This window comes from Methylobacterium indicum (assembly GCF_001043895.1).
GTDB lineage: Bacteria > Pseudomonadota > Alphaproteobacteria > Rhizobiales > Beijerinckiaceae > Methylobacterium > Methylobacterium indicum.
The window spans coordinates 14,942-26,934 of sequence record NZ_JTHF01000058.1 but is presented as its reverse complement, the minus strand read 5'-3'; the positions used below and the strand labels follow the sequence as shown (position 1 = coordinate 26,934).

General features: G+C 70.9%; 14 protein-coding genes and 2 pseudogenes. 11 read left to right on the top strand and 5 right to left on the bottom strand.

The genetic code is table 11. The annotated features are described in order from the left end of the window. The 5 genes and pseudogenes from QR78_RS07525 to QR78_RS07505 all read right to left on the bottom strand — a co-directional run. A pseudogene (locus tag QR78_RS07525) lies at nucleotides 1–265 on the bottom strand (hypothetical protein); the annotation flags it as partial. A 10-nt stretch (nucleotides 266–275) separates the two neighbouring features. Continuing rightward, nucleotides 276–467 (bottom strand): hypothetical protein, encoded by a 192-nt coding sequence (locus tag QR78_RS35915; RefSeq protein ID WP_048426876.1) that lies wholly within the window; start codon nucleotides 465–467, stop codon nucleotides 276–278. 482 nt (nucleotides 468–949) lie between these two features. Next, nucleotides 950–1,528 (bottom strand): hypothetical protein, encoded by a 579-nt coding sequence (locus QR78_RS07515; RefSeq protein WP_048426875.1) that lies wholly within the window; start codon nucleotides 1,526–1,528, stop codon nucleotides 950–952. Between the two features lie 15 nt (nucleotides 1,529–1,543). Continuing rightward, on the bottom strand, nucleotides 1,544–2,209 hold the full coding sequence (locus QR78_RS07510) for a DUF6441 family protein (RefSeq protein ID WP_048426874.1): 666 nt from the start codon (nucleotides 2,207–2,209) through the stop codon (nucleotides 1,544–1,546). Then, nucleotides 2,206–2,565 carry a head-tail joining protein gene (locus QR78_RS07505; protein WP_048426873.1) on the bottom strand — a complete coding sequence of 120 codons (360 nt, stop codon included), beginning with the start codon at nucleotides 2,563–2,565 and terminating at the stop codon, nucleotides 2,206–2,208. Before QR78_RS07505 ends, QR78_RS07510 begins: the two co-directional genes overlap by 4 nt. 14 nt (nucleotides 2,566–2,579) lie before the next feature. Here QR78_RS07505 and QR78_RS07500 point away from each other — a divergent pair, with 14 nt between their 5' ends. The 11 genes and pseudogenes from QR78_RS07500 to xoxF5 all read left to right on the top strand — a co-directional run bounded on the left by QR78_RS07500 (nucleotide 2,580) and on the right by xoxF5 (nucleotide 11,906). Beyond that, nucleotides 2,580–3,056: a hypothetical protein gene (locus tag QR78_RS07500; protein WP_048426872.1), complete on the top strand. Its 477-nt coding sequence runs from the start codon at nucleotides 2,580–2,582 to the stop codon at nucleotides 3,054–3,056. Further along, entirely contained in the window at nucleotides 3,053–3,526 is a 474-nt protein-coding gene (locus tag QR78_RS07495) for a hypothetical protein (RefSeq protein ID WP_048426871.1), read from the top strand. Before QR78_RS07500 ends, QR78_RS07495 begins: the two co-directional genes overlap by 4 nt. Continuing rightward, nucleotides 3,523–4,236, top strand: a complete 714-nt coding sequence (locus QR78_RS31850; protein WP_053220836.1) for a hypothetical protein — start codon at nucleotides 3,523–3,525, stop codon at nucleotides 4,234–4,236. The genes QR78_RS07495 and QR78_RS31850 overlap by 4 nt, the downstream gene beginning before the upstream one ends. After that, nucleotides 4,233–4,388, top strand: coding sequence for a hypothetical protein (locus QR78_RS34845; protein ID WP_158004018.1), 156 nt, complete (start codon nucleotides 4,233–4,235; stop codon nucleotides 4,386–4,388). Before QR78_RS31850 ends, QR78_RS34845 begins: the two co-directional genes overlap by 4 nt. 1 nt (nucleotide 4,389) lies before the next feature. Continuing rightward, a pseudogene (locus tag QR78_RS36665) lies at nucleotides 4,390–4,536 on the top strand (helix-turn-helix domain-containing protein); the annotation flags it as partial. A gap of 23 nt (nucleotides 4,537–4,559) precedes the next feature. After that, on the top strand, nucleotides 4,560–5,732 hold the full coding sequence (locus tag QR78_RS07485; RefSeq protein WP_048426870.1) for a tyrosine-type recombinase/integrase: 1,173 nt from the start codon (nucleotides 4,560–4,562) through the stop codon (nucleotides 5,730–5,732). A gap of 141 nt (nucleotides 5,733–5,873) precedes the next feature. Then, a complete protein-coding gene (locus tag QR78_RS07480; RefSeq protein ID WP_244278469.1) occupies nucleotides 5,874–6,983 on the top strand; it encodes an alpha/beta hydrolase in 1,110 nt (369 codons plus the stop codon). Between the two features lie 9 nt (nucleotides 6,984–6,992). Then, nucleotides 6,993–7,994: an asparaginase gene (locus QR78_RS07475; protein WP_048426869.1), complete on the top strand. Its 1,002-nt coding sequence runs from the start codon at nucleotides 6,993–6,995 to the stop codon at nucleotides 7,992–7,994. Between the two features lie 228 nt (nucleotides 7,995–8,222). Beyond that, nucleotides 8,223–8,720, top strand: coding sequence for a tRNA (N6-threonylcarbamoyladenosine(37)-N6)-methyltransferase TrmO (gene tsaA / locus QR78_RS07470; RefSeq protein WP_048426868.1), 498 nt, complete (start codon nucleotides 8,223–8,225; stop codon nucleotides 8,718–8,720). Continuing rightward, entirely contained in the window at nucleotides 8,720–9,676 is a 957-nt protein-coding gene (locus tag QR78_RS07465) for a quinoprotein relay system zinc metallohydrolase 2 (RefSeq protein ID WP_048426867.1), read from the top strand. Before tsaA ends, QR78_RS07465 begins: the two co-directional genes overlap by 1 nt. A 427-nt stretch (nucleotides 9,677–10,103) precedes the next feature. Next, on the top strand, nucleotides 10,104–11,906 hold the full coding sequence (xoxF5, locus tag QR78_RS07460) for a lanthanide-dependent methanol dehydrogenase XoxF5 (protein ID WP_048426881.1): 1,803 nt from the start codon (nucleotides 10,104–10,106) through the stop codon (nucleotides 11,904–11,906). Nucleotides 11,907–11,993: the final 87 nt, after the last annotated feature.

The following is an 11,993-nucleotide window of genomic DNA, read 5'->3' as shown; positions in this document are numbered from 1 at the left end:
GCAGCATGGCGTCCAGCCGCACTTCGGCGCTGACGGTCCGGCTCTTGAGCGCAGCGACGTCGACCGGGATGGCGTGCTCATAGATCCAGGTGGTGGGGTTCAGCGTGACCTCGGGCTCGCCCGGGTCGCCGTCGTCCATGTTGACGAAGCCGCCAGTCGGGATCGTCTCCGGTTTCACCTCGTTGCGGAAGTGCGCGGCCTTCGGCAAGGCGCCCTTCAGCAGGGCCGAGACGCCCTGCAGGACCTGTTCTCGCTTGCTCGGCATAGACGCCCGCTCAGTTGCAGATCACGCGGACGATCGAGGCCGTGCCGCTGTCGGCCTGCCTGAACGGCGTGCCGGAAAGGGCGATCGTGCCCTGCGAGATCTTCACGGTGACCGTCGCGCCCGATGCAGTCTGCGAAGCGACGCCGCCGGTCACCATCTGCTGCACGCCGCCGATCGTGATCCACCCCGGGATCACGTCCACGTCGGGCGTCGTGGTGCAGGGCGGCCAAGTGAAAGTGGCGACACCGCTCGCGTTAGCGGGCTGAGTGTAGCGCTCCACACGCCGCGGTGTGCCGGCGGCACCCGCAGGGCCGGTTGCCCCGGTGGCTCCTGTCGAGCCCTGTGCGCCTGTCGGGCCGGCGGGTCCGGTTGGTCCCGTCAATCCCTGCGCACTAGCAGGACCGCGCTCACCGGCGGCGCCTGCGGGGCCGGCCGGACCGGGTACGCCCTGAGATCCAGCGTTGCCCTGTGGTCCGGTAGACCCTGCGGGGCCGCGCTCGCCATTCGGTCCAGACGGCCCAGCCGCTCCCGGAAGTCCTCGCTCACCAGGATCTCCTTTCGGTCCGGGTGCCCCGGGCTCGCCCTTCTCGCCGCGCAGCCCTGGCGGGCCGGCGGTCCCGGGCACGCGCGCTGCGGCGGGCGTCGCCAGGAGCGCGCCGCAGAGCGCGATGTGACGCAAGCGCATCAGCCGCCGCTCCCGTACATGAGTTCGAATTCGCAGGTCATGCCGGAGAGGTCGGCCGGGTAGCCGGGAATCGGCACGATCATGATGGAGACGATGCGGTTCGGGCCACCCATCGGGTTGGCGGCGCTGCCCAGGGTCTCTGCGCCGCGGCCGAACCGTGTTCCGCTGAATCGATCGATCGTCCCCGTGCGGGAGGTGACCCGTGCCACGCCCGGGTACTCGGTCGCGACCGCGACCAGCGGCTCGAGCGCCGACACGCTGGTGATCCGGACGTCCGCCGCGGCGCACGGGTTGTAGGCCCGGTAAGTGGTGGTGCCGGCCGGTTGGGTGACGAGGAACTGTTGCGGGGACGAGGTCGCCGGGAAGATGAAGCCGCTGCCGGTCGCCCGGACGAACGGCATGACCATTGTCCGGTTCGGATCGGGGAACGAGACCACTCGGCCATCGGCGCCGTAGATCGCGACCGGCTGCAGCTGCACGCTCTGCGCTGCGCCGGGCGCCACGGTCGGCGGCGGCTCGGCCAGGGCAGGCGCGATGAGCAGCAGGAGCAGGGCGACGAACGGAGCGAAGCGCGCCATGGCGACGTCCTCGGATCAAGCCTGCCAGTTGGCGGCGATGGCGGCCGGCACGCGCTCGGCCCAGGCCCTGGCCGTCGTGTCGATGTCGAGCCGCTTGCGGAGCTTGGCCTGGCGCACCAGGACGAAGATCACCACGAAGGTGCGCCCCTTCGCCGGGCCGGCCTCGCGGATCGGGCGGAAGCTCTTGCGGCGCTGGAAGCGCGCGGCCTGCCGTCGGTAGAAGGCATCGGCGACCAGCACGCCGCCGCTGCGGGTCGGAATGAAGCGCAGCTTGGTGCCGGTCTCCCGCTCCCACGCTGCGGGGGACAGGGTGTTGTCGGTCGAACCCTTCGTGCGCTGCTTCGACAGCTGCCGGACGCCGGCATCGGGCGTCGGGATCGCGAGGTACTGGCCGTTCTTGGCCTTGATCGTCACGCCGCGGTCGAAGGCATCGATCAGCTTCGGGGCGTTCGAGGAGACGTAGGCCGCGGCGTCCGCACTCTCGCCGGTCTTGGGGAAGGTCTGGCCGCGCCACGTATTGGCGAGGCGCGGGCCGAGCCCGGCTTCGCGCACCTCGGCGCGCAGGTCCTCCTTCAACCCGTCGGTGACCTCGCGCATCCCGGCCGTGACCGAGCGGGCGATCTGCACCTCGGTACCGGCGAGCGCACCGCGGATGTCCGGCGCCTGGGCGGTGAGCCTCACGGCCCCTCTTCCTCGAGATCGTCCTCGGCGACCGCCGCCACCTCGCAGGTGCGCACCAGGCGGTGACTGTCGATCGTGGCGAGCCCGATGACTTCGAACAGGCCACCGGGCTCGCCGTCGTCCGCTTCCACCTCGAAGGTGTCCCCCTTGGCCGGGGCCGGCACCTCGGACAGGCGGACGTCGATCAGCATGGCGTCGAGGTCGAAGCGGTTGTCGCCCACCCCGATGACCGCCTCCGGCGAGCGCCGGCGGATGCGGACGAGCAGGCCATCGCCGGCACCGCCCGCGCGCCACACGGCGTCACGACTGAGGTTCGGGTCGAGGACTACCGCGCCGGACGCCTGACCATCTCGCACGAAGGGGTGCTGTCGTGATCACCACCCACATCACCGACCCGCACGTCGCCTGCCGGCATCGTCTCCTGACCGCCTATGCCTGGTTCGTGGCTGCCCGGCCGATCGAAGGGGGTTCGAATCCCACCACTTCCGCCCACAGATCCGCGCTGGCAGCGAACGAGGCGCGGCGCAAAGAAGTCCTGCGCATTCTCGCCCTGCCGGCCCCGGTCACCCCGGACGGTCTGCGCGTCACCGGCTTGGCAATGGCGATAGCGGCCGAGGGGCGCGCTGCCGACAGCGACGCGGGCCTGTACCTGACCCTCGCAGCCCGCGCGATCCTGGGCGCCACCGGAGAGAGCCTGCCGCCGGGGTTCACCGGCTTCGGCGACGAGCCGGATCACGATGACCGCGACCGTGCGGCCTGGACCGGCACCGGCTCGCTCCCCGCCTGGGCGCAGGCCGGCAAGGCCGCGCCGGACGATGCCGACTTCCTGGTGGAGGCACGGGCATGAACGCGGTCGGTCGCATTCCTCCCACCCGCGGCCTCGTCGGGATCGACGTTCTACTGATCGACGGACGCGCCATCCACCTCGACGACATCCCGACCGCCGAGGAGGGGCGCCAGCTGCTGGCGGTCCTCGACGGCGAGATTGCCCGGATCGAGGACCAGCTGTCCGCCGCCGATCTGCGCGGCGCGGACCCGGAATGGCGCCGACGCGCCACCACCGCCCACAAGCGCAAGCGCCGGATCCGCCCGCGGCTGCAGGAGCGGATCGGCACGCTTCGTCGGGCCGAGCGAAACCAGGCGCGTGCCGCCGACACCCTGGCCGCCTCTTCCGCCAAGGACGGCCGGCGCCGCGCCTTCATCCTCGCCGCCCAGGAACTCCTCAGCCATGAGGTCGTGACGGAGGTCTGGGCCCGCGCGGCCGAGATCAAGCCCGACCTGTTCGCCAACGGCATGCCGGCAGGAGGATCGGCATGACCGAACCCGATCCCGTCCACGCGGCCATCGCCACCCATCATGCCGCCTACGACGCGTTTCAGGTCGCGCCCGACGGCGAGGCCGCCATCCTCGCCGAGGAAGCCTACCGAGAGGCCGGCGACGTCCTGGTCACGATGGCCTGCGCCACGCCCGCCGGTGCGGTGCAGCTGCTCGAGCACCTGCGCTGGTGGCTCGCCGAGGAGGTCGCGTTCGCTGACAGCTACGGCCTGACCTACCGGGCCGCGCAGGTCCGCGTCGCCGATCTCACGGCGCTGGCCTGCGCGTGCTGGCCGGTGGCGACGGTGGGCGTGGACCCGATCCACCGGGCCATCGCCACGGCCGAGACCGCGGAGGCGGCCCATACCGCGGCGCTGTCAGGTCTCGACGAAACCAACGACGTGCAGATGCACCGCGCCAACACCGCGGCCGATGCGAGTTCGGCGGCCTTCGAGGCACTGACCGCCGTCATGCCCACTACCCGGGCCGGGCTGTTCGCCCTGGCCGAGTTCTACGCCCGAGAGAGCGAGGAATTCGAGCCGATGTGCGCGGGCGGTCAGTACCTCCAGCACCTCGCGGCCGCCTTGAAGGGGAGTGATTCCACAGGCCTAATGTCAGGCCTCCCTCTGGCAAAAGCTGCCTCAGATCAGCGGCTTATCTGCATGATTCCGCGAGCCGCTGCACACGCCTCTTCATCGGCGAGCGCGCAGTGACGAAGCGCCGCCCGATCGCCGCTCTGATCCTCGCCCAGGTCTATCCAGGCCACCCGATGGCGCGCGGCCACAGCCTCGTGCCGCTCGGGATGCCGCAGGTCGAGTGGCGGGCGGGGCGCGTCCTGCCCCCTACTGCTGAAGGGGAGGAGTAACGTGGAGCGAACGCAGATCCCGGGCGCCTGCCAAATCCTCGGCGTGTCCGCTCGGACCATTCAGCGGCTCGCCACCGCCGGCCTGTTGCCGAGCGCCGTCAAAGTTGGTCGGGTGTGGACGTTCGACATCCAGGCGCTTCGGACCTGGCTGCGCGAACAGGAGGTAAAACCGTGCCAGCGCATCGAAAGAAGGAAGCCCCAGAGGGCTGCTACTGGCGGGGCGAGGTCTTATGGGCTCGCTTCACCGTCGGACGCAAAGAGTACCGTTTCAGCCTCAAGACTGGCGATCCGGCAGTTGCGCGAAATCGCGCGGCAGCAGAGCACGCCCAGATAGTAGCAGCCCATAGCTTCGGGGAGGACCGAAAGCTATGGGCCGACGCCGTGACTGCCTGGGGGCAGTACATGGTGAGCCAAGTCGGCGCCCGGACGTTCGATCGGTATACCAACTCCCTCGACATCATAGACGATCACCTGACCGGACTCCACGTTGACGAGGTGTCCGACGACACGGTGGCGGCCATCGTGCGGGCTCGGCGCGCGGCCGGCGTCTCGACGGCCACCATCCGGCGCGACCTGACCGCGCTGTCCAGCGTCCTCGGCTTCGCCAAGGACGAGAAGTGGCGGAAGGGCAACCCGGCACTCGAGGCGATGCAGAGCCGCCGCCTGAAGGAGCGCCGCGACCCGATCGTGCTGCCGGAGGATCGCGACATCGAGCGGGTGATCGCGCGGGCTCCCGGCCTCTTCGCGCACCTGATCCGGGCAGCACTGCTGACCGGCTGCCGGCAAGACGAGCTCGTGACGCTGGAACGGCGGCACGTCGACCTGAACCGGCGGGCCATCTCGGTCCTCGGCAAGGGCAACAAGCGGCGCGAGGTCGGCCTCACCGAGGCGGCCGTCGAGCTGTTCGCGTCGATCCCGGTCAACCTGGCGACCCGGGCGGTGTTCTGGCACCCGGGCGCGAAGGGCCGATCGGGGGAGCGGGCGCGCGAGGAGCCCGAGCCGGGCCCGTTCATCAACCCGGCCACGCGCTTCTCTTTATATACGCGCAGCGTCGCCGCGGCCGAGGCGGAGGAGATCGCGAAGGCGGCCAAGCGCGGGAAGAAGCTCGAGCCGACGTTCCGGCGCTTCCGGTTCCACGACCTGCGCCACCGCTTCGCGGTCGACTACCTGCGGTCGGGCCGCGGCGGGATCTACACCCGTCAGCAGGAGATGGGGCACGCGAGCATAAAAGTTACCGAACTGTATCTGGCGTTCCTGACCCCCGAAGAGCAGGCGCGAGCCAAGGACATGCCCGCACATCACACGGCACAGGTGCATCGGTTTACGGGATTGACCGGGGCCTAACACATTGCTACGGCTGCGGAATGGATGAAAGCCGCGTTCGTGATCCATTGGTTTTGTAAACCGAAGGTCGGGGGTTCGATCCCCTCCGCCGGCACCAGTTCCTTCGGGCCGCTCGCGCGGCCCGTGCGTCGCGGAGGCCCGATGCCGTCCCTGCTCCGCTCCGCCCTGCCGCTCCTGCTCGCGCTGGTCGCTGGCCGCAGCCAGGCCGCCGACGAGCGGGGTCCCCACCGGAAGCCGGTGGCCGTGGTGGCCGATCGGAGCCTCGCGGTGGCGCCCGGCGCCCGCCTCCTGCTCTTCGCCTCCGCCGACCTCGACGCGCCGCACCCGGAGGTGAGCCGGGCGGTGATCGTGCTGCACGGGCGGCTGCGGGACGCCGACGTGTATTACGCCTCGGCGCTCGCCGCCCGGGAGGCGGCCGGCGCGGCCGGGGCCGGCGCGCTCCTCGTCGTGCCGCAATTCCTCGGCCGGACCGACTGGGAGGCGCACGCCCTCCCGCCGGACGTGCTGCACTGGACGCTCGAAGGCTGGCAGGGCGGGGACGACGCCCTCGGCCCGGCGCCCCTGAGCTCCTTCGACGCCCTCGACGCGATCCTCGCCCGGTTGGCCGACCGGAGCCGCTTCCCGAATCTGTCGCGGATCGTCGTCGCCGGGCATTCCGGCGGCGGGCAGGTGGCGCAGCGCTACGCGATGCTGTCGCGGGCCGGCGACGCCCTGGCGGGACGGGGCATCCGGGTGACCTACGTCGTCGCCAATCCCAGCAGCTACGCCTACGTCACGCCCGAACGGCCCGGCCCGACCGCGGATTGCCGCGGCTACGACAGCTGGAAATACGGTCTGCAGGACCTGCCGCGCTATGCCGGCGGTGCCGCGCCGGCGGCCCTGGAGGCGGCCTACGTCGCCCGGCCGGTGACCTACCTGCTCGGCGGCCTGGACACCGACCCGCACCATCCCGCCCTCGACCGGAGCTGCATGGCGGAGGCGCAGGGGCCGTTCCGCCTGGCCCGCGGCGAGGCCTACTGGGCCGCCCTGCGGGCCCGCCACCCCGACCTGCGCCAGCCCCTGCACGTCGTGCCGGGCGTCGGCCATGACGGGCGCCGGATGCTCGGCTCGGCCTGCGGCCTCTCGGCCCTGTTCGACGCGCCGGGCTGCGGCCCCGGCGAGGCGGCCGGCACGGATCCTGCCAGCGCCCGCCGGACCGACCCCGCGACGCAACCCGCCGCCGCCCCGGCCGGGGCGGCGAGCCCGAGGTAGTTTCCCAGCATGAGCACGCTCCCCAAGGTCGCCTTCATCGGCACCGGCGGCACCCTGTCGTCGGTGGGCCGCGACAGCCTCGACATCCTCGACTACACCGCCACCGGCGAGCGCCTGGAGGCCGAGGAGATCCTGGCGCGGGTGCCGGAGACCCGCGAGGTCGCCGAGGTGGTGCCGGTGCGCTACCGGGCCGTGACGAGCCCGGGAATCGGCTTCTCGGATTGGCGCACCCTGGTGCGGCTCTGCGAGGAGTTGGCGGGCGCCCATCCCGACCTCGCCGGCATCGTCATCGGGCACGGCACCGCCACCCTGGAGGAGACGGCCTACGCGCTGAGCCTGACCCTGACGGTCGACCTGCCGGTGGTGCTGGTGGGCTCGCAGCGCCCGATCAGCGCCCTGTCGAGCGATGCCGGCCTTAATCTCGTGGCGGCCCTGCGCACCGCGGGCGCGCCGGAATCGCGCGGGCGGGGCGTGCTCGTCGTCCTCAACGACGAGATCCAGGCCGCCCGCGAGGTGACCAAGACCTCGGTGACCCGGATGCAGACCTTCCGCAGCCCGGATTTCGGCGTCCTCGGCCAGGTCGACGGGCCGCATGTCCGCTACTACCGCCGGTCCGAGCGCCGTCACGCCCCCGGCACGCCGTTCGACATCCGCACCCTCGACGCCCTGCCGCGGGTCGACATCTCCTACGCCTACGCGGATGCCGACGGCACGGCGGTGCGGGCCTTCGCGGCGGCGGGCGCCCAGGGCATCGTCTCGGCGGGGCTCGCCCCCGGCATGACGCCGCCGGCGGAGGCCGAGGCCCTCGCCGCGGCGGCGGCGAGCGGCATCGCCGTCGTGCAATCGACCCGGGCCGGCAGCGGCGTGGTGCCCTCGACCGTGCGGCTGGCCTCCCACGGCATCGTCCCGGCCGACAACCTGACGCCGCAGAAGGCCCGCATCCTGCTCGCCCTCGCCCTGACGGTCACCCGCGATCCCGCCGCCCTGGCGGAGATCTTCGCGACCTACTGAGCCGGGCCGCGGAGCGCCCACACCATTCCACAAGGCCTTGATGCCGCAGGCGATTGCCAGGCCGACGGGGGCTGCTCTACGCTCCCGGCGCCGAGCCCGGCGACTGCCCCCGCGGTCGGGCTGGCGGCAGGTCGGGCCGGCGCAGTCTGAACACCTCCGTCAGCGCCCGACCTGCTTCACGGGGCCGGGAGGGCGAGGGCGCCCGGCGCAGGCCGAGGGAGAACGCCGATGGTGCGCCTGAACGAGATCCGGGCCGGGGAGGTCGCCGTCGAGGCGCCCCCCGCCACCGATGCCGGTCTCGTCTTCGTCGGCCGCATCCGCACCCCCTGGACCGACCGCCTGGGCTGTCCGCGCCAGGGCAGCCTGGACGGTCCGGCCTGCCGGATCGAGGTCTTTGCCCCCTGGCGCGACGCCCTCGAGGGCGTGACGCTCTACGAGCGGCTCGAAGTGCTGTACTGGCTCGACCGGTCGCGGCGCGACCTCGTGCGCCAGAGCCCCGCCAACGACGGCCGTACCCGGGGCACCTTCTCGCTGCGCTCGCCCGTGCGGCCGAACCCGATCGGCACCAGCATCGTCCGCCTGATCGGGATCGAGGACGGCGTGCTGCACGTCCGCGGCCTCGACTGCCTCGACGCAACACCGCTCCTCGACATCAAGCCGGATCGCAGCCTGTTCGTGCCCCTGGCACCGCCCCAGGCGGGGGACGCGCAGACGGGAGACGCGTGATGCGGGCGGGTCCGGCCGTCGCGATCCTCGCCGCGCTTCTCGGCGCGCCCGCCGCCTCTGCGCAGGCGCCCGCGGCCCCGGCGGCCGATGCCCCGGCGGCCGTCTCGGCCCTGCCGATGCAGGAGGTCGCGCCCGGCCTCTTCGTCTACGCCGCGCCCTACGCCCTGGCCGGGCGGCGCAACGACGGCGCGATCGCCAATGTCGGCTTCGTCATCGGCCGGGACGCGGTGGCGGTGATCGATACCGGCGGCAGCCTGCGGGCGGGGCAGCGCCTGCTGGCCGCCCTGCGCCAGCGCACCGCGCTTCCCGTGCGCTACGTCGTCAACACCCATGTCCACCCCGACCACGTGCTGGGCAACGCCGCCTTCGCGGGGGAGGGGACGACCTTCGTCGGGCACCACGCCCTGCCGGAGGCCTTGAGCGCGCGGGCGGCCGATTACCTGAGGGCCAATGCCGACCTCGTCGGCCCGGACTTCGCCGGCACCCGGATCGTGCCGCCGACGCTCCTCGTCTCGACGAGCCTCGACCTCGACCTCGGCGGGCGGGTGCTGCACCTGGAAGCCTGGCCGACGGCTCATACCAACAGCGACCTGACCGTGCGCGACCGGGAGACCGACACCTGGTTCCTCGGCGACCTCCTGTTCGTCGGCCACGTCCCGGCCCTCGACGGGCGTCTGTCCGGCTGGATCGAGGTCCTGCGCCGCCTGCGGGCCGAGCCGGCCGCCCGGGTCGTGCCCGGCCACGGCCCCGCCTCGGTTCCCTGGCCCGCCGCCGCCGGCCCGATCGACCGCTACCTCGCGGTACTGGAGACCCAGGTGCGGGCGATGGTGCGCGACGGGGTGCCGATCGGCGAGGCGGGGGACGCGGCGCGGACGGAAGCGCAGCACTGGTCGCTGTTCGATGATTTCAATGCCCGCAACGCCACGACCGCCTACCAGGAGCTGGAGTGGGAGTAAGGAGCAGTTAAGCATCCAGATGCGTCCAAGGGCATCGCTTCCGCTGCTGTACGGACGGCAGAGCCGGCTCAACGATGATGCTGCAAGGCACAATACCTATGCTGCCCTGCAGCATGGAAGGTCTCATATACCTTAGTTATGAAATTCGCGCCCGGGTGTCGCAGGCCCGGGGCCGGCTGGTGTGTTGACGGCGCCCCAATTTCTCTTAGAGTTCCTTCAGCTTCGGCTTCAACGGCGCCACCGGGGGAAGGGGGCGCTCGGTTCGCAAACACGGCAGGGGCCCGTCCGGCCCTCTCGTGCCAGGGTTCCTGGCGGCCGGTTGTGACACGCTGACGAGGCCAACGACATCCCCAAACGCAAACAACAGGAACCGGCCCGATTCGTCCCATTGCGGATGTCGGGATCAATGCACCTGTCGGAGGAATCCATGAGAGCGGTCCATCTCCTTGCGGTGAGCGCGGGCATCCTCGGCGCCGTCCCGGCCCTCGCCAACGAAGACGTGCTGAAGCGCACGGCCAACCCGGCCGAGCAGGTTCTCCAGACCGTCGACTACGCCAATACGCGCTTCTCGAAGCTCGACCAGATCAACACCGGCAACGTCAACAAGCTGCAGGTGGCCTGGACCTTCTCGACCGGCGTCCTGCGCGGCCACGAGGGCTCGCCGCTGGTCATCGGCGACGTGATGTACGTCCACACGCCGTTCCCGAACATCGTCTACGCGCTCGACCTCAACCAGGATGGCAAGATCCTGTGGAAGTACGAGCCGAAGCAGGATCCGAACGTGATCCCGGTGATGTGCTGCGACACGGTGAACCGCGGCCTCGCCTATGCCGACGGCGCGATCTTCCTGCACCAGGCCGACACCACCATCGTGTCGCTCGACGCCAAGACCGGCAAGGTGAACTGGTCGGTCCAGAACGGCGATCCGAAGATCGGCGAGACCAACACCGCCACCGTGATGCCGGTGAAGGACAAGCTGATCGTCGGCATCGCGGGCGCCGAGTACGGCATCCGCGGCCACATCACCGCCTACGACCTCAAGACCGGCAAGCAGGCCTGGCGCGCCTACAACCTCGGCCCGGACGCCGAGATGAAGATCGACCCGGAAAAGACCACCGAGCTCGGCAAGCCGGTCGGCAAGGACTCGTCGATCAAGACCTGGGAAGGCGACCAGTGGAAGACCGGCGGCGCCTCGACCTGGGGCTGGTACTCCTACGACCCGAAGCTGAATCTGGTCTATTACGGCACCGGCAACCCCTCGACCTGGAACCCGAAGCAGCGCCCGGGCGACAACAAGTGGTCGATGACGATCTTCGCCCGTGACGCCGATACCGGCGTGGCGAAGTGGGTCTACCAGATGACCCCCCACGACGAGTGGGACTACGACGGCATCAACGAGATGATCCTCACGGATCAGAAGATCGACGGCAAGGAGCGCCCGCTCCTGACCCACTTCGATCGTAACGGCTTCGGCTACACCCTGGACCGCGCCACCGGCGAGCTGCTCGTCGCCGAGAAGTACGATCCGGCGGTGAACTGGGCCACCAAGGTCGACCAGGACAAGTCCTCGAAGACCTACGGCCGTCCGCTCGTCGTCGCCAAGTACTCGACCGACCAGAACGGCGAGGACACCAACTCGAAGGGCATCTGCCCGGCGGCGCTCGGCTCCAAGGACCAGCAGCCGGCGGCCTACTCGCCCAAGACCAACCTGTTCTACGTGCCGACCAACCACGTCTGCATGGACTACGAGCCGTTCCGGGTGAGCTACACCCCGGGCCAGCCCTATGTCGGTGCGACCCTGTCGATGTACCCGGCGCCCAACAGCCACGGCGGCATGGGCAACTTCATCGCCTGGGACGGCACGGCCGGCAAGATCAAGTGGTCGAACCCCGAGCAGTTCTCGGTGTGGTCGGGCGCTCTGGCCACCGCGGGTGACGTGGTGTTCTACGGCACGCTCGAGGGCTACCTGAAGGCGGTCGACGCCAAGACGGGCAAGGAACTCTACAAGTTCAAGACCCCGTCGGGCATCATCGGCAACGTGATGACCTTCCAGCACAAGGGCAAGCAGAACATCGCCGTCCTGTCGGGCGTCGGTGGCTGGGCCGGCATCGGCCTCGCGGCCGGCCTGACCGACCCGAATGCCGGCCTCGGCGCGGTCGGCGGCTACGCCGCCCTGTCGAGCTACACCAACCTCGGCGGTCAGCTCACCGTCTTCAACCTGCCGAACTGATCGTCCGGCGCGGGCGGAGGCGCGAGCCGCCTCCGCACCTCAGACCTAAGTCCGGGCCGGCGCGGGTATCCGCGCCGGCCTCCTTAT